The 15985-nt window shown below is 44.0% G+C and carries 13 protein-coding genes and 2 pseudogenes; 5 read left to right on the top strand and 10 right to left on the bottom strand.

All coding sequences use genetic code 11. From position 1 onward, the window contains the following. Positions 1 to 391 precede the first annotated feature (391 nt). From xdhA to L3V36_RS04990, 5 genes are all read left to right on the top strand, one after another. On the top strand, positions 392 to 1837 hold the full coding sequence (xdhA, locus tag L3V36_RS05010; protein ID WP_102448153.1) for a xanthine dehydrogenase small subunit: 1446 nt from the start codon (positions 392 to 394) through the stop codon (positions 1835 to 1837). After that, positions 1830 to 4235 carry a xanthine dehydrogenase molybdopterin binding subunit gene (xdhB, locus tag L3V36_RS05005; RefSeq protein WP_017061607.1) on the top strand — a complete coding sequence of 802 codons (2406 nt, stop codon included), beginning with the start codon at positions 1830 to 1832 and terminating at the stop codon, positions 4233 to 4235. The genes xdhA and xdhB overlap by 8 nt, the downstream gene beginning before the upstream one ends. A gap of 92 nt (positions 4236 to 4327) precedes the next feature. Continuing rightward, positions 4328 to 5209: a xanthine dehydrogenase accessory protein XdhC gene (xdhC, locus tag L3V36_RS05000; protein WP_004732871.1), complete on the top strand. Its 882-nt coding sequence runs from the start codon at positions 4328 to 4330 to the stop codon at positions 5207 to 5209. Positions 5210 to 5268: 59 nt separating this feature from the next. After that, complete coding sequence (guaD, locus tag L3V36_RS04995; protein ID WP_102448152.1) at positions 5269 to 6603, top strand: guanine deaminase; 1335 nt, start codon at positions 5269 to 5271, stop codon at positions 6601 to 6603. 288 nt (positions 6604 to 6891) lie between these two features. Further along, a complete protein-coding gene (locus tag L3V36_RS04990; protein WP_054541472.1) occupies positions 6892 to 7773 on the top strand; it encodes an AEC family transporter in 882 nt (293 codons plus the stop codon). 111 nt (positions 7774 to 7884) lie between these two features. Here L3V36_RS04990 and L3V36_RS04985 read toward each other — a convergent pair whose 3' ends face one another. From L3V36_RS04985 to drt2, 10 genes and pseudogenes are all read right to left on the bottom strand, one after another. Next, positions 7885 to 8265 (bottom strand): carboxymuconolactone decarboxylase family protein, encoded by a 381-nt coding sequence (locus L3V36_RS04985; RefSeq protein ID WP_054541471.1) that lies wholly within the window; start codon positions 8263 to 8265, stop codon positions 7885 to 7887. 58 nt (positions 8266 to 8323) lie between these two features. Then, entirely contained in the window at positions 8324 to 8680 is a 357-nt protein-coding gene (locus tag L3V36_RS04980) for a MerR family transcriptional regulator (protein ID WP_054541470.1), read from the bottom strand. Positions 8681 to 8716: 36 nt separating this feature from the next. After that, positions 8717 to 9235 carry a hypothetical protein gene (locus tag L3V36_RS04975; protein ID WP_102448150.1) on the bottom strand — a complete coding sequence of 173 codons (519 nt, stop codon included), beginning with the start codon at positions 9233 to 9235 and terminating at the stop codon, positions 8717 to 8719. A 248-nt stretch (positions 9236 to 9483) separates the two neighbouring features. Then, a pseudogene (locus L3V36_RS04970) lies at positions 9484 to 9954 on the bottom strand (GNAT family N-acetyltransferase). 50 nt (positions 9955 to 10004) lie between these two features. Next, entirely contained in the window at positions 10005 to 11240 is a 1236-nt protein-coding gene (locus tag L3V36_RS04965) for an MFS transporter (protein ID WP_102448149.1), read from the bottom strand. Between the two features lie 38 nt (positions 11241 to 11278). Further along, positions 11279 to 12781: an RDD family protein gene (locus L3V36_RS04960; protein WP_102448148.1), complete on the bottom strand. Its 1503-nt coding sequence runs from the start codon at positions 12779 to 12781 to the stop codon at positions 11279 to 11281. 85 nt (positions 12782 to 12866) lie between these two features. After that, positions 12867 to 13331, bottom strand: coding sequence for a DUF2846 domain-containing protein (locus tag L3V36_RS04955; protein WP_102448147.1), 465 nt, complete (start codon positions 13329 to 13331; stop codon positions 12867 to 12869). 333 nt (positions 13332 to 13664) lie between these two features. Continuing rightward, positions 13665 to 14138, bottom strand: a complete 474-nt coding sequence (locus L3V36_RS04950) for a GrpB family protein (RefSeq protein WP_102448146.1) — start codon at positions 14136 to 14138, stop codon at positions 13665 to 13667. 16 nt (positions 14139 to 14154) lie between these two features. Further along, positions 14155 to 14393, bottom strand: a pseudogene (locus tag L3V36_RS04945) (hypothetical protein). A 102-nt stretch (positions 14394 to 14495) separates the two neighbouring features. Next, positions 14496 to 15779 (bottom strand): antiviral reverse transcriptase Drt2, encoded by a 1284-nt coding sequence (gene drt2 / locus L3V36_RS04940; protein ID WP_102448145.1) that lies wholly within the window; start codon positions 15777 to 15779, stop codon positions 14496 to 14498. Between the last annotated feature and the right edge of the window lie 206 nt (positions 15780 to 15985).

Genomic DNA, 15985 nt, shown 5'->3' with positions numbered 1-15985 from the left:
GTAAGCCTCTGCGTTTACTTCTCTTTTTTGTGCCCTCTCCTCTAAAAATAAATACGACGATCGACTCACATCCATCTAAAAATGTTGTCTATTCTGCCCTCAACAACGCTCTTAGCCTCTACAGAATCACTTCCAACAGTGCCATAAACCTTGTCTTTATCTTGTATACATACTTATCAATTCATTCACGCCATAAAACTGTTCACCTTTAATTCAAACCCTTATAAAACAAGCAACTAAAGTTAAAATAAAATTGTACACAATCTCCACAAAAGACTATTTGTTGCATTTTTGTAAATAAATAGTTGACCACAGGGTCAGGATGGATAATTATTGACCTAGAAGTCAAAAAGAATACACATGGAAATATGTCGATTTACAAGGAGGTCTCTTGATTACTTTTTTGCTCAATCAGGAAATAAGACGTGAAGATAATCTGTCGCCAAATATGACAGTACTCAACTACCTTCGTACCAAGGTTAATAAAACCGGTACCAAAGAAGGTTGTGGGTCGGGTGACTGTGGTGCATGTACGGTAGTTCTCGGTGAAGTGGTTGATGGACAACTGCAATACCGCTCGGTGAACTCTTGCCTTACTTTCGTTTCAGCGCTGCATGGCAAGCAACTGATTACAGTAGAAGATCTACAAAACCGAGATCGCTCTTTGCACCCAGTACAGAAAGCGGTGGTGGATTTTCACGGTTCCCAATGTGGTTACTGCACGCCGGGCTTCATCATGTCGATGTTTGCCCTAGGCAAGAACAAACCCGATGCGAGCAAAGAAGACGTCATGGAATCATTGGCGGGTAACCTATGTCGCTGTACTGGCTACCGACCAATTGTTGATGCTGCGATGTCGCTTTCAACAGACCAGCCTTTGATTGACCAATTTGCAGAACTTGAACGCAACACCATCAAGAAGCTAGAAGGTATTCAAGACACTGAAGCCAACTTACGCCTTGGTCACCTCACCGCTTTTTCCCCGAAAAGCACCGATGAGCTGGCCAAGCTTTTTCAAGCACATCCGAACGCTAAGCTGGTTGCTGGCGGTACGGATTTAGCATTGGAAGTGACGCAATTCCATCGCGAGATTGAAACACTGATCAGCGTAAACCTTGTTGAAGACATGAAGGTATGCGAAGAAACCGACATCGATTTAATTATTGGTGCCAACCTGCCTATCAGTGACTCTTACGCACTACTGAAAAAGCACTATCCAGATTTTGGTGAGCTACTGCACCGCTTTGCTTCACTGCAAGTGCGTAACCAAGGCACCATTGGCGGTAATGTGGCGAATGCTTCACCTATCGGTGATACCCCTCCTCTGCTGATTGCTTTGGACGCGAAAATCAAACTTCGCTGCGGAGACGAGTCACGCACTATGCCAATTGAAGATTACTTCATCAGCTACAAAGTGACGGCGCAAAAAGAGAGTGAATTCATCGAACAGATCATCATTCCTAAGCCAACCAACGACAGCTTCCGAGCTTACAAAGTGTCGAAACGTTTAGACGACGACATATCTGCGGTGTGTGGTGCGTTTGATATTCAAATTGAAGATGGCAAGGTTTCTTACGCTCGTATCGCTTTCGGCGGTATGGCAGCAACGCCTAAGCGTGCAACTCGTTGTGAAAATACGTTATTAGGCAAACCGTGGACAGACGCTAATATTAAGTTAGCGATGCAGGAACTGTATAACGACTTTGAGCCGCTATCTGATTTCCGTGCAAGCCAAGAATATCGTTCATTGTCGGCGGCCAACATGCTGCGTCGCTACTTCATTGAACGACAGAATAAAAACAACCAAATCGAAACAAGGGTAACGTCTTATGTCTAAATCAAATTCCTCTGTTCACAAGAGCAATGCGATGACCCACGAAGAGATGGTTACCATTGCAAAACAAGACCTAAAAACTGGCGTAGGTAAAAGCGTTAAACACGACAGTGCAGCCAAGCAAGTGACGGGCGAAGCGGTATACATTGACGACCGCCTTGAGTTCCCAAATCAACTGCACGTATACGCACGCCTGAGCACGCAAGCACACGCCAACATCACCAAGATAGACCTATCTCCATGTTACGAATTCGAAGGTGTGGCAATTGCTATTCAAGCGAAAGACGTACCGGGTGAATTGGATATCGGCGCCATCCTACCGGGTGACCCACTGCTTGCTGATGGCAAAGTAGAATACTACGGCCAACCTGTGATTGCCGTGGCAGCTAACGATCTAGAAACGGCACGCAAAGCCGCACACGCTGCAATCATTGAATATGAAGAACTGCCTGCGATTCTTGATGTAAAAGAAGCACTAGAGAAAGAACACTTCGTGACAGAGAGTCACACGCAACAACGTGGTGACTCGAAAGCCGCACTGGCAAAAGCAAAACACGTGATCTCTGGCGACCTAGAGATCGGCGGCCAAGAGCACTTCTACCTAGAAACCCAAATCAGTAGCGTAATGCCAACCGAAGATGGTGGCATGATCGTCTATACCTCGACCCAAAATCCGACCGAAGTTCAAAAGCTGGTTGCGGAAGTGATTGGCGTACCGATGCACAAAGTCGTGATTGATATGCGTCGCATGGGCGGTGGTTTCGGTGGTAAAGAGACTCAAGCAGCCTCTCCAGCGTGTATGGCCGCGGTGATTGCTCACCTCACCGGACGACCAACCAAAATGCGTCTGCTACGTAACGAAGACATGCAGCAAACTGGTAAACGCCACCCGTTCTACAATCAATATACGGTCGGTTTTGACGACAATGGTGTGATTCAAGGTGCCGATATTACCGTTGCAGGTAACTGTGGTTACTCTCCAGACTTATCAAGTTCTATCGTCGACCGCGCAATGTTCCACTCAGACAACGCCTATTACCTAGGTGATGCAACTGTGGTTGGTCATCGATGCAAAACCAACACGGCATCGAATACCGCTTACCGTGGCTTTGGTGGCCCGCAAGGCATGATGACCATCGAGCACATCATGGACGAGATTGCGCGTTACCTGAAAAAAGATCCTTTGGAAGTACGTAAGGCGAACTACTACGGCGAAGAAGGCCGTAACGTGACCCATTACTACCAAACCGTTGAAGACAACTTTTTACCTGAGATAACCGAACAGCTTGAACGCAGCAGTGACTATCACGCACGTCGTAAAGAAATCGCTGAGTTCAACAAGCAAAGCCCTATCTTGAAGAAAGGCCTTGCTATCACACCCGTGAAATTCGGCATCTCGTTTACTGCGACTTTCTTGAACCAAGCAGGTGCGCTCATCCATATCTACACCGATGGCAGTATTCATTTGAATCACGGTGGTACGGAAATGGGGCAAGGCTTGAACATCAAAGTGGCACAAATCGTTGCACAGGAGTTCCAAGTCGATGTCGAACGTATCCAGATCACCGCTACAAACACAGACAAAGTTCCGAACACATCACCAACCGCAGCCTCATCGGGCACCGACCTCAACGGTAAGGCCGCGCAAAACGCCGCAATGACCATTAAGCAGCGCCTGATTGACTTCGCTTCTTCGCACTTCAAAGTGTGGCCTGAAGAGGTGGTGTTTAAGAACGGCATGGTGCAGATCCGCGACGAGATCATGACCTTCAACTCGTTTGTTGAACTGGCTTGGTTTAACCAAATCTCGCTGTCGAGCACTGGTTTCTACCGCACTCCAAAGATCTATTACGATCACGAGAAAGCGCGCGGTCGCCCGTTCTACTACTACGCATACGGAGCATCTTGTTCAGAGGTTATCGTCGATACCTTAACCGGCGAGAACAAGATTCTGCGTGTCGATATTCTGCATGACGTAGGCGCTTCATTGAACCCAGCAATTGATATCGGCCAAGTCGAAGGTGGCTTTGTGCAAGGTGTTGGTTGGTTAACGACGGAAGAGTTGGTTTGGAACCAGCAAGGCCGCTTGATGACCAATGGTCCTGCGAGTTACAAGATCCCAGCGATTGCTGATATGCCAATTGATTTCAGAACGCATCTTTTAGAAAACCGTAACAACCCAGAAGACACCGTATTCAACTCGAAAGCCGTGGGTGAGCCCCCTTTCATGTTGGGTATGTCGGTATGGAGCGCACTGAAAGATGCCATTAGCTATGTCGCCGTCGATGGCGCGATTCCTAAGCTCAACACACCTGCAACGCCAGAACGTATTCTGATGGCGATTCAGGAAGTCACTGAAACGGCTCCGACTTCGGTCGATGCTCAATCAGAAACGGCTTAGGGCTCGGTTTATATAGACCGCTTAGGGCGCAATAAATTGCTTAGAGCACCTATAAATAGCTTAGGAAGCATAGAAGGGATTTAGGAGGACGTATGTTTAAGGATAATTGGATTCACGAACTGGCAAAACTGGAAGAGAACTACGAACCGTGTGTAATGGTGACAGTACTTGAAGACAGAGGCTCCGTTCCACGCGATGCGGGCACCAAAATGCTTGTCACTCGTGACCGAATCATTGCTACGATTGGTGGTGGCCACCTTGAACATGTGGCTACTAAAATGGCGCGTGAGATGCTGATTGCCAGCGAGAAATCACTCAAAGTGGAACGCTTCAACCTAGGTGCTCGTTTAGGTCAATGTTGTGGCGGAATGGCAACGTTAAGCTTTGAGCCGATTGGCACTCAGCAGAACCATCTTGTGCTGTTTGGCGCAGGTCATGTTGCCAAAGCGCTGCTGCACATTGTCGCAACCCTACCCTTCCGCGTGACCTGGATTGATGAACGTGAAGAAGTATTCCCTGAAACGCTGCCACACGGTGTGAAGAAGCTTGTCTCAGACGATCCGGTTGGTGAAGTGAAACACATGCCACCGAACAGCTACTACCTAGTGATGACGCACAACCACCAGCTCGATTTCGATTTAACCAAAGCGATTATCGACCGTGAAGACAGCCGTTACTTCGGCATGATTGGCTCGCTTACTAAGCGCAAGAAGTTCGACTTCCGCTTAGAGCAACGCGGCTATAGCCAAGAACAAATTGAAACTATGCTTTGCCCGATTGGCATTAGTGCGGTGAATGGCAAACACCCTGCCGAAATTGCGGTGTCGGTTGCTGGTGAACTGATCGCACACTATCAAGGCCAAGCACTTGAACAAAAGCGCCCAACCAAACAATATCGAAATCAGGATTTGACCGATCAACACAGTCAACCAAGCGACGTAGGCGAACCACCATTGGAAGAGAAGATCGCCTAATAAAAGTCGCAAAGCTTCAGTGGCCATAACGTCGCTGAAGTCATTAAAAGGAAGTAAACATGACAACGCAACGCAAAGCTTATCGCGCCAGCATTTTACACAGCGTCGCCGACCCAAAAGATGTCGGTATCGATGAGTCTTACGACTATTTTGAAGACGGTGTTTTAGTGGTTGAGAACGGCCATGTCGTCGACTTAGGCCATGCCGATGAGGTATTGGCTCGCCAACCTAAAACACTCGAAGTAAAAGAATACAAAGACAAACTGATCACCTCTGGCTTTATTGATACGCACATCCACTACCCTCAAACAGGGATGATCGCGTCTTACGGTGAGCAACTTCTTGATTGGTTAGAGAACTACACCTTCCCAGAAGAAAAGCGCTTCAAAAATCCAGTTTACGCACACAAAGTGGCGAAGCTATTTCTAGACGAATTGGCAAGCAACGGCACCACCACAGCACTGGTGTTTGGTACCGTACACAAAGAGTCGGTTAACGTATTCTTTGAAGAAGCCGAGAAGCGTAACCTACGAATGATCGCCGGTAAGGTATTGATGGATCGCAACGCGCCTGATTACCTCACCGACACACCGGAATCTGGCTATGCTGACTCCAAGGAACTGATTGAGAAATGGCATAACCGCAGCCGACTACTTTATGCTGTGACGCCTCGTTTTGCGCCAACCAGTACTCCAGAGCAACTTGCCACTGTCGGTAAACTGCTAGAAGAATATCCAGACGTGTACATGCACACGCACCTTTCTGAAAACGAGAAAGAGATCGAGTGGGTGAAATCGCTGTTCCCAGAGCGCGACAGTTACCTAGATGTCTATGACCATTACGGACTACTTCACAAACGTTCGGTATTTGCCCATGGTATTCACTTGTCTAACTGCGAATGTAAGCGCCTAGCGGATACTGAATCTGCCATCGCCTTCTGCCCAACTTCTAACCTTTTCTTAGGCTCGGGTTTGTTCCGATTACCAGAGATGGAAGAGCACGGCATTCGTGTCGGTGTCGGTACTGATGTAGGCGCAGGCACCAGCTTCTCAATCCTGCAAACAATGAGTGAAGCGTACAAGATCATGCAGTTACAGCATAAGAAACTGCACCCAGCTAAGTCGCTGTTCTTGGCAACACTAGGCGGCGCACGTTCGCTGCATTTAGAAGACAAGATTGGTAACTTGGAAGTCGGCAAAGAAGCGGATTTCGTGGTGCTCGACTTGCACGCAACACAACTGATGCGATTTAGAATGGAACAAACCACCAAGCTAGAAGAGAAGTTGTTTGTATTGATGAGCTTGGGTGACGACAGAACCGTTAGCGAGACTTACATCTACGGCGAAAAGGCCTACGATGTGAACTTCAAAGATTACAAGAAACTCGTTAGTTAGGCTTAAAACCGAGTAACAATCGCTAGATAGCGACAAGCCGTCGTTAATTAAAAATCCGTCCAGATTTATCTAGCCTTTAAAGACCAGTTGCTGATGCCACTGGTCTTTTTTGTGCTTCATTCAAATAAATATAAATTAACCGCTCACAGACAACGATCTTCGGTGACGCCAACTCATTATATTGATAGGTTAATGTTTATACATCTCGACTTCATACTTCACTTTAGCGTCTCTCTCGAACATTCGTTTCTCAGCTAAATGGAAGCACTAAATCTAGAAAGGAATTCTATGTTCGAACAGGTCGTCAGCATTCTGTTTCCCGTTTTTGCTTTAGCCAGTGCTGGCTTTGCGGTGGGTCGTTGGCTCAAGCCCGATTTCAAACCGATCAATCGCATCAACATGGATGTGTGTATTCCTGCTTTGGTGTTTGCATCGCTAACCACCATGCCTCTCGACACAGAACAACTGCCACTCATCACCGCCTCTTTGGTCGCGGTGTTGGTTCCTGCTTTATTGATGATACCAATCTGTAAGATCTTTAAGCTCAACTTCAAAGCTTGGGCTCCGCCACACATGTTCCGCAACAGTGGCAACCTCGCGATTCCTCTGTTCACGTATACCTTTGGCGAGAGCGCATTAGCCCCTGCTGTACTGCTGTTTGTGGTGTCGGCTTGCGTGCACATTAGTGTTGGCTTGGCACTATTAAGCGATGGTAACCCGATCAAACAAATCCTCAAGATGCCGATATTCTTAGCCGCAGCGTTAGCGATGACGCTCAACTTATCTGGCATTGCAGTGTGGAATCCAATCTACGAAGCCACCTCACTACTCGGCCAAGCAGCCGTGCCTATCATGCTGTTGTCGCTAGGTTCGCAAATGGTCAACTTGAAGCTCAGCGGACTCAAAGTTGGCTTGCTGTGCACGGCTCAATCGCTGTTTACTGGTGCCATCGCCTTCGCCATCATCTACTTCTTTATCCCGCTGCCAACGCTGCACCTACAAATGATGGTGCTGTTCACCATGCTGCCACCTGCCGTGATGAACTACCTGTTTGCAGAACGCTTCAATGTCGAGCCTCCCAAGGTCGCATCTATGGTGTTGTTCGGCAACTTCCTGAGTGTGGTGACTTTACCTATCTTGCTGTCATTCGCGCTGTCTATGTCGTCTTAAAGAACCGCGAACCTTCAGGTTTACGACCTTGAAAACTTAGCCAATCAATAAAAAGGGAGCGCAACTTAGCAAAGTTGACGCTCCCTTTTCAGACTATATTTTCTATTTATCTCAAGCTGTGCCTCTCTCCGCAAGCACCTCTTTAAATGCGAACATGCCATTTAATGCCGAAGGGAATCCCGCATAGACCGACATCTGCAGTATCACTTCTTTAATCTCTTCTTCACTGCATCCTACATTGAGTGCCGCATTCAAATGCACCTTAAGCTGAGGGGCACAATTGCCGAGTGCGGTAAGGGCTGCCACGGTCGCGATCTCTCGCGATTTCAAATCCAAACCGGGGCGTGAATAGATGTCACCAAAGGGATACTCGATAGTATATTTGGCAAGATCAGGGCAGATGTCTTGCAGGCTTTCAATAACCTGTTGCCCTGCTTCTCCGTCGATATGATTAAGTCTTTCTAAGCCGATGTCGAAACGTGATTGATTCATAGGTTTGTTCCTTTTTATGATTTACAGGAACACCTTACAAGTTAGAGTCGACTCTAAGTCAACGGACTTTTCCATCTCGATACAAACTAATTTTTTCTTCCAATGCTGCCATGTGCTTTTGTTGTTCTTCGATATGGGAACGCAAATTCTGTTGATGTTGTTCGAGCAACACTTGGCGCTGCGAAGTCGATTCTGGCCCTAACTCCCTTAGCTTTGCGTATTCTAAAATCTCATCCAGTGGCATTGCGGTGTCTTTTAAGCGCTTCACGAACTCAATCCAGGTAACGTCCTTCGATGTATAGACTCGATGACCGCTACTGTTCCGCTGAACATTTTTCAACAAGCCGATTTTTTCATAGTAGCGAAGCGTGTGAGCCGACAAACCCACCAACTGAGAAAACTCACTCACATTCATTACTTCACCTTTTCTATCTGGGTATAGGAACTCAAACTATGCGCACTTATCTAATTTGAGCTCTGCGGTGACTTTCGTCAAACGTAACGCAATCGCGAAACACACTAAGTAAGGGCTCACATACCAAAAGATACTTTCTAGTGGCTGCTTCACCTGCGCTTCTCTGGTTTTTATGTATTGGTTTTTCTGCATCTCATATTGACTCAGCATACCATCCACCCACACTGCATCGCTTTCAACCAGCGACACGCTCGGCGCAGGAACCGCAAAATCCGATGCGTTGGGTAACAAGGTGAAATCGACATCTTTGAACGTGATCGCCGTATTCAGATACCACAAACACGCTTCATGGTGCTGAGCGTGATTATCTAAAGATGGCTGACCGGTGCAGGTATCACTTCTTAATTTATCCAAAGAAAACTGCTGAACCGATTCTAAAATCGCCACGGCTCTGGTTTGTTCTGTTTCAACCCAATCACCCGCTACTTTCGCACGAATCTCAGATACTGCACCCAGCATCCCGATACCCGCTAGAAACGGCCATAAATAATCCATGAGCTTCCACTTGCGTCGGCTCAAGTTGAACCCACACCAAATCGGAAGATGAAAAAGGAGCGTTAGCCCAAGCGATAGCAAAACGAAATTCAAGGAGCTAGAGAGCATGAGTTCACTATCAAAGAAGTTCTTCATAATGAGAGACTTGCCTGTGTAACAAAGAGAAATTTGATACTAGGTTCGATATTTGAAAAGAGTGTAAGAGGAAAGTAAAAACAGCACCAACAATTGGCGTTGGCGCTGTTTATTTAAGCAACTAACGGCTTTTCCATCGGGATGCAGTCGAGGCTAATACCTCTAGGCGAGTGATAAGTGGAAAGTTCATCACCGATAAAACCACACGAACGATAAAATTCCGCAGCATTCAGGGTCGATTCTAGCTTCATTAACGGCAAGTTGTGTTGAATCGCGAGTTCCTCTAAGAACTGCAACATCTGCTTCGCTGCGCCTTATCCGGAAAAATCTGGGTCCACAAAAATAGCATCAATCATACCGGTTTCGATGTTGATTTTACCGCTGCCAATCACTCGACCATCAACTTCTGAAACGTGAAAGGTTTGGACTACATCGCTTATGAATCCATCAGACATTCCACCCTGCGTCCATATTGACAGCTGTTCTTCTGAGTAATAAGCCGAGCACTTCTCGACAATGGCACGGCTTCGAATATCGAAAATATCCTGAGCATCAGACTCAGCCGCTTTTCTAATTGTAATCATAAGCCTACCTCTGGTGATTAAAAGATACTACTTGCTAGTAAATCGGATAACTACTCAGTGACTAACGCTGGACATTGCTTCCCCTTAGCTGACATAAGATAAAAACCAACGGCACCAACAACTGAAATTAATATCACACTAAACCAAGTGAAAGTGTACCCATAATCATCGATAAAGTAGCCAATCACGATAAAACTAGGCATAACGAAAACCGTTCGCAAGGTAATGAGCACGCCTTGAATGCGTCCACGATGACTCGAAGGGGAGTTGTTTGCTAAATATATGCCCTCTTTTGTCAAAAGAAGAACCTCGCCCGCAGATAGAAATAGCCAAGCAAAAAAATGAACAGGAATGTTGGGAAACAACATGACGAGCATATAACCAAAGGCAAACATAAAGCCTGCATAAGCAAGGCTTACGGTTTCAGCCTTACCTGACGTGAACTTCATTAAGATTGGCGTAATCAGCACCACTACAACACAAGCGTAAGTCATGAGTTGCCCGAAAATAATTGGGCCTTGCTCTCCAAACACATGGCTCAAATACAATGGACTCGCCATAGTCATTTGATTTAGCGAATACCACAGCAATCCACATAGAAAAGTGAACAACAAAAGCCGTGGCCTTGATTTTAAAACTGACCAAACCGAACCAGAAACGGGCTGTTCCAGTTCACTCTCGCTGGTCGATTCCGTTCCAGGTTGCAACTTCACAAATGCAGCCACAATAAAAACACAAAAAAGAGCCGCAAAACCGTTGCCGAAAAATATCCAGTCAGTGTGATTCCAGAACAAGTACCCAGCCATAACAGGACCAAGAGCTGAACCAAAGTTATAGGCTAGATAACTCAGTGACATGACTGCATCACGATTCTGAGGGGTAGAAAGGTCCGCAACTAAAGCATTACTCGCGGGCAACGCTAAACCGCCAAAGAAATAGGCACAAAACAAAAACACAGGTACAACTACCGGAGCATCGGCAAAGAAACCACAAATAATCAATAATACAGCACACATAAACTCGCCAAACACCATGACCCGTTTATGTCCCAACCTATCCGCTAATCTCCCACCTAAAAAGCTCCCTAAAAGGTAAGAGCCCGTCACACCCATGGCAAGGGAACCTGCGACTGTTGCGGAATAACCCAACTTATCGGTTAACAGTAAGACTAAAAATGGAACGATAAAGTTACCCATTCCCAGAATCATTCTAGCCAGTGCTAAATAATAGATATTATTCGGTAAATATCTATAAATAGAAATGGCTGAGAAAAGCTTATGAATCATGAAGTTCCTAAAGTATGTAAGTGCTTGATTATGAATTTCTATTCGATAGTACTGAAATCGAGATTTCTAGGAACAGCAACACTAACAACCTGACTTCCCGCGATTAAGTCATGCAAGCAGCGTCTGTTTTTACGTAAAGCAAACAGATAGTTTAGCAACGCAATAAATTGACCAATCAAAGGTATATATATAACGACTGTCATCGGTAGGACTCGTTTACCCAGTATATTGAACAACCCCATTTGTTCGCCCTTCATATCGACAATCGCGATTTCCATTACATTTTTGCCAATAGTCTGCCCTTTCTTATGCAGCAAATAACCATTCAACAAAAGGAACACGAACCAACCGTAAGCAGTGACAGCTATTAGTTCTGCTGTATCAGCCGTCCCTGTTTCAAATATTTTTTGGAAATAATCGGTATAGAGATAAATGGGCATGACAGTAGCCACAGCAATTAGGACATCAATAAAAATGGCCCAAAAGCGTAGCCATCTAGATGCGAGTTTTACTTCAGGTATATTTTCAACTGTCGATGACAGGCTTTCTAATGATTCGTGCTCATTTTTCCCCAAATTGTTGGCTGACACACTAACAACTTGAGTGCCTGCGATTAAGTCATGCAAGCAACGTCTGTTTTTTCGGAAAATGAAAAGAGAATCCAACATGGATATTAAATGGCCAGTGATAGGTATAATAGTAAAGGGAATCATAGGTATCATTCGTTTACCCACTATTTTATATAACCCTATAGGTTTACCTTCCATATCGACAATCGCAATTTCCATTAGATGTTTGCCAATCGTCTGTCCCTTCTTATTCAGTAAATACCCATGTACCAGTAAAAACATCAGCCCTAAATAGGCATAGACAGCAGCGACTTCTCTAAGATCTATCACCCCTGTATCGATTGTTTTTTGGAAACAATCTGTATACATAAAGATTGGCGCAATGATGGCAACCGTAATAACACCATCAATAAAAAACGCTAAAAAACGAGGCCATCGAGATGCAGGGATAACTTCCTTTGTATTTTCACCAATTTCAGAGTTGTCGCTACCTGAACTTTTCTTTGAAACAATGACAACTTGAGTGCCAGCGATTAAGTCATGTAAGCAACGTTTGTCTTTGCGAAAAACAAACAGATAATCTAACGTTGATATAAATGGACCAATAAAAGGTATGTAAGCTACAGCCACCATAGGAACGATTCGTTTGCCCACTATGTTTAGCAAACCTATTTGTTTACCTTCCATATCGACAATCGCAATATCCATTAGATTTTTACCAATTGTCTGCCCCTTCTTATGAAGTAAGTACCCTTGGCACAAAAAGTAAACCACCCAACCATAAACAGTCAGAGCAACTTGTTCTGTTAGTTCAATGGTTTCATTGGAAAGCAATTTATCGTACAAACCGCCATATAGGAAAACAGGAACAATGAAAATCGCATACACGAAAGCATCAATGATAGATGCCCATAAGCGAGACCATCGAGACGCGAGTACAATTGTAGGGGTGTTTTCTATTACTTCAGACATGTCCTTTCCTAAAGTCAAAATGCCTATAAATTAAAAAACGTCAGAAACTCGAAGCTCTGACGTCATCTTGAATTAGATTGAATCACTATATAGAAGGGCAGTTACCGCTTTCAGCCATTGCGACTTTGCGTACTTGAGCTTTCCCTACTTCTTCATCGACTAACTCAACACCTGCACCACCGACAAAAACGCCCATTTTAATGTATTGGTTAACGAAGTAATTCCGACCTTCAGCAGTAAAAAGGGATACGTGATTTTCAGAAAATTCAGATTCCGTACTGACGACATGCTCTTCATTTCCTTTGACCTCGTGATAAAAGAACACACCTGGAGCCGTTTCACCTACGCATTCTCCATCAACATATACGTACTTTTTGAGCGCACCACCGACAAAAGTATCTTCACGATAGATATAGATGCCTGTATTACCTTCTTTAGGAACAGGGAACGTTTTCGCCTGATCAGAAACTGAAGAATCGACTGTTGGCACAGAAGCACACCCAGATAATGCGAGAAGAAGAGCAGAGCAAAGAAATGCCTTATTTTTCATGTAATAACCTAGACTTTATAAAAACGCGAGAAACATAACATATGCAAATGGTTTGATTTTAAACTTGCATGCAGATGTGTGAGCTACGTTGCATAATGAGTAGTTAAAATTCAAAAAATCAGTTAAATAGAACTAAACCATTGTTCTGTATGAACTTAATCACTTACATGCAACTTTGATCAAATGGTTAGAGGATCTATTTTTTGTAATCACCTCTAATGAACAGGAGACGTTACGAGGTGAAAGCCTTTAGATAGTGAGAGCTAGAAAACGTACGCCTAGCGATTTAACTAGGGTTTATAGATTGGAGACAAAAAGGGTAAGGACAGCTGACTATTTCAAAGCCAGCACATGCTCGATAAAGTCAGACTTCTTTTCACGGTACTCTTCTTGCGGCCAACCTTCACAAGACATTTTGAGGGTGTTGTATTGCTGAACTAATGCCGGATTGGCACATAGCTTGTCACGAAACCTTAGAAAGCATTCGAACTCAGAACCATTGGCGACCACTTGCAACGCCACATCATCCCCTGATGTAGACTCCAACATACACAGGTCCGGCGTTCTTAAGGTATCGAGTTTCTCATTGAAGCCGAGTGTTGTGAGTCTCCCAATGACATCCTCAAGTTCGCCAAGCTCAACACCTACGAAGATATCCAAATCGCCCTTCGACACTGCTGATGGAATAGAAGATGCACCTACGTGCTCAACTCTCGCGTTAGGGATTAGCTTTTTGATGTCACGTTCGTATCGGATAAACAGCTCGTTGCAAGCCGCTTGGTATTGTTCCGCGGGGTAAAATTTCATATATCCTCACTCCGAATCACAAACTATTGAAGACACCAATTGCTAACAGAAGTAACACGATGCTAATAGCTCCGATATAAGAGATTCTGGTTCGCTCTTTTTCAGTTGGAATCAATGGGGGGAAGCGCCCTAGTGTGAATACTTTACAGACTATCCAACCAGCTCCGTAACCAATGAACTCAATCAAGAACGACTGAAAAAATACCTAAAGAATGAGCTTAATGCCCTAAAATACGCGACTATCAAGTCTTCCATTTTCTGCCTTAATAAAAATCAACTTGAAGCAAAAGTGCCATGGGTAGAGATTCATATAAAGTATCTATACAGAGTTGTCTTCTTAAATAGCTAGGTTAAACCCTAATCTTTATTAACTTCATCATTAAAACGCTTAAAAAGTGGTTTCAATTGCCTTCGAATTGAGTGGCTTTCCATCTTGTTGGCAGCCCTAATCCCATATGTAATAAAGTTTCTTTTACCAAGGTGAGTATAACGACTGTATAATTTTCGCTTAAACAAAGGCCTCTCAGATTGCCCGTTGTGATGACGAATATTGTTATATTTTATCATCGTTTTTTTAGCTAACCTTACGCCTCTTCGCATTCTTTCAGAATAACGCGCTAAAGATGAAGAACGAATAAAAATATCCTCTCCATTAAACATGAAACCTAAATATTGCAGATGTTTATCTGCCTTTAACTTTTCACCGTCCTTTCTAAATATTCGAATTTCTGTCTTCTTAGGATTAACCGATAACTGTAGAGACTGAATTGTCTCCATAGCAAAGCTTTCTACCTTAGACTTATATTCTATCGGGACGATAAATAACATATCATCACAATATCGAAAATATTTACCATTGTGAACATTCACAAACTCTTTCATCTTTATGTCAAAATCAAACATGTAAATATTTGATAATATAGCACTTAAAGGGGTTCCCTGTGGTATACCAAATGAAAGACTATGAGGTTTAATCAATTTGCCCCCTCTAACTTTCTCTCGAAACTCCTGGGGGCTACATACTCTTCTTTTTGAGTAATTGTGGTAGTTAAGTGAAATTCCTAATGACTTGTACAATTCGTCTTTTTTAACAAAGGAATGCTTGGTTATCGATTTAAAAACATTAAAGTGGTCTTTGGGAAGTCTTTGTACTTGCAATAAGTTACACCACTCTCGCTTTAAAATATCATGGTCTAATGAATCAAAAAAACCTGAGATGTCTAACGCCACAGCACAACATTCACCTGATGTTTTTATTGTATTAAAAGCGTCTAAAGCGAAGTCAATATTACTTTTCCCTAAAGAGCGGAAAGCTAAAATTGAATCACTAAGCCCTTCTTTTTTTAATTTCTCTTCATAGCTTTGATTCAAAACTTTCGAATAGTACGCGTATATATGGCTATCTACATGAGCCGGATATGAAATTGGCCTCGATTTTGAAGGTAATGATACAACTTTCTTGCTAATTGGATCTTTACCAATTTTATTAGCTTCAATTGTGTAGTGAATTAGTGGATAAAAAGCATGTTTAGCTACCAGTATAGGATCAGTGACTATTATTGATGCTTTTTTAAGACTGATGGGTAAATCAAAGTGCAGGTATGTACGAGGACGAAACCATTCTTTAGGTACAATTCTCATTTTTACTCCGAGAGCAAAACCGAGGGAGCTAGAACAGCGGCAATTCTAAATGCTTCCTCGGATTAACTGGCCGTAGGGGCCGTCAAAGCCGCGTCATGTTAAACATAAATTATGCTATCACTATAACAATAACTCTGGAGGTACCTATCAAGACACTTATCCAAGTATTGCTGTCATTCTGCTCAATTAGCTTATTGAGTAGGTTT

It is taken from the genome of Vibrio sp. G-C-1 (assembly GCF_021728015.1).
Taxonomy (GTDB): Bacteria; Pseudomonadota; Gammaproteobacteria; order Enterobacterales; family Vibrionaceae; genus Vibrio; species Vibrio splendidus.
The sequence above is the reverse complement of the archived record's forward strand: the minus strand, read 5'-3'. Positions and strand labels throughout refer to the sequence as shown.

What these genes read in the sequence shown, in the direction of transcription:
- L3V36_RS04965 (WP_102448149.1), bottom strand. Translation starts at nt 11,240, where the DNA reads ATGATTCATAAGCTTTTCTCAGCCATTTCTATTTATAGATATTTACCG.
- L3V36_RS04980 (WP_054541470.1), bottom strand. Translation starts at nt 8,680, where the DNA reads ATGAATGTGAGTGAGTTTTCTCAGTTGGTGGGTTTGTCGGCTCACACG.
- guaD (WP_102448152.1), top strand. Translation starts at nt 5,269, where the DNA reads ATGACAACGCAACGCAAAGCTTATCGCGCCAGCATTTTACACAGCGTC.
- xdhB (WP_017061607.1), top strand. Translation starts at nt 1,830, where the DNA reads ATGTCTAAATCAAATTCCTCTGTTCACAAGAGCAATGCGATGACCCAC.
- L3V36_RS04975 (WP_102448150.1), bottom strand. Translation starts at nt 9,235, where the DNA reads ATGGATTATTTATGGCCGTTTCTAGCGGGTATCGGGATGCTGGGTGCA.
- L3V36_RS04955 (WP_102448147.1), bottom strand. Translation starts at nt 13,331, where the DNA reads ATGAAAAATAAGGCATTTCTTTGCTCTGCTCTTCTTCTCGCATTATCT.
- L3V36_RS04950 (WP_102448146.1), bottom strand. Translation starts at nt 14,138, where the DNA reads ATGAAATTTTACCCCGCGGAACAATACCAAGCGGCTTGCAACGAGCTG.
- L3V36_RS04960 (WP_102448148.1), bottom strand. Translation starts at nt 12,781, where the DNA reads ATGTCTGAAGTAATAGAAAACACCCCTACAATTGTACTCGCGTCTCGA.
- xdhC (WP_004732871.1), top strand. Translation starts at nt 4,328, where the DNA reads ATGTTTAAGGATAATTGGATTCACGAACTGGCAAAACTGGAAGAGAAC.
- drt2 (WP_102448145.1), bottom strand. Translation starts at nt 15,779, where the DNA reads ATGAGAATTGTACCTAAAGAATGGTTTCGTCCTCGTACATACCTGCAC.
- L3V36_RS04985 (WP_054541471.1), bottom strand. Translation starts at nt 8,265, where the DNA reads ATGAATCAATCACGTTTCGACATCGGCTTAGAAAGACTTAATCATATC.
- L3V36_RS04990 (WP_054541472.1), top strand. Translation starts at nt 6,892, where the DNA reads ATGTTCGAACAGGTCGTCAGCATTCTGTTTCCCGTTTTTGCTTTAGCC.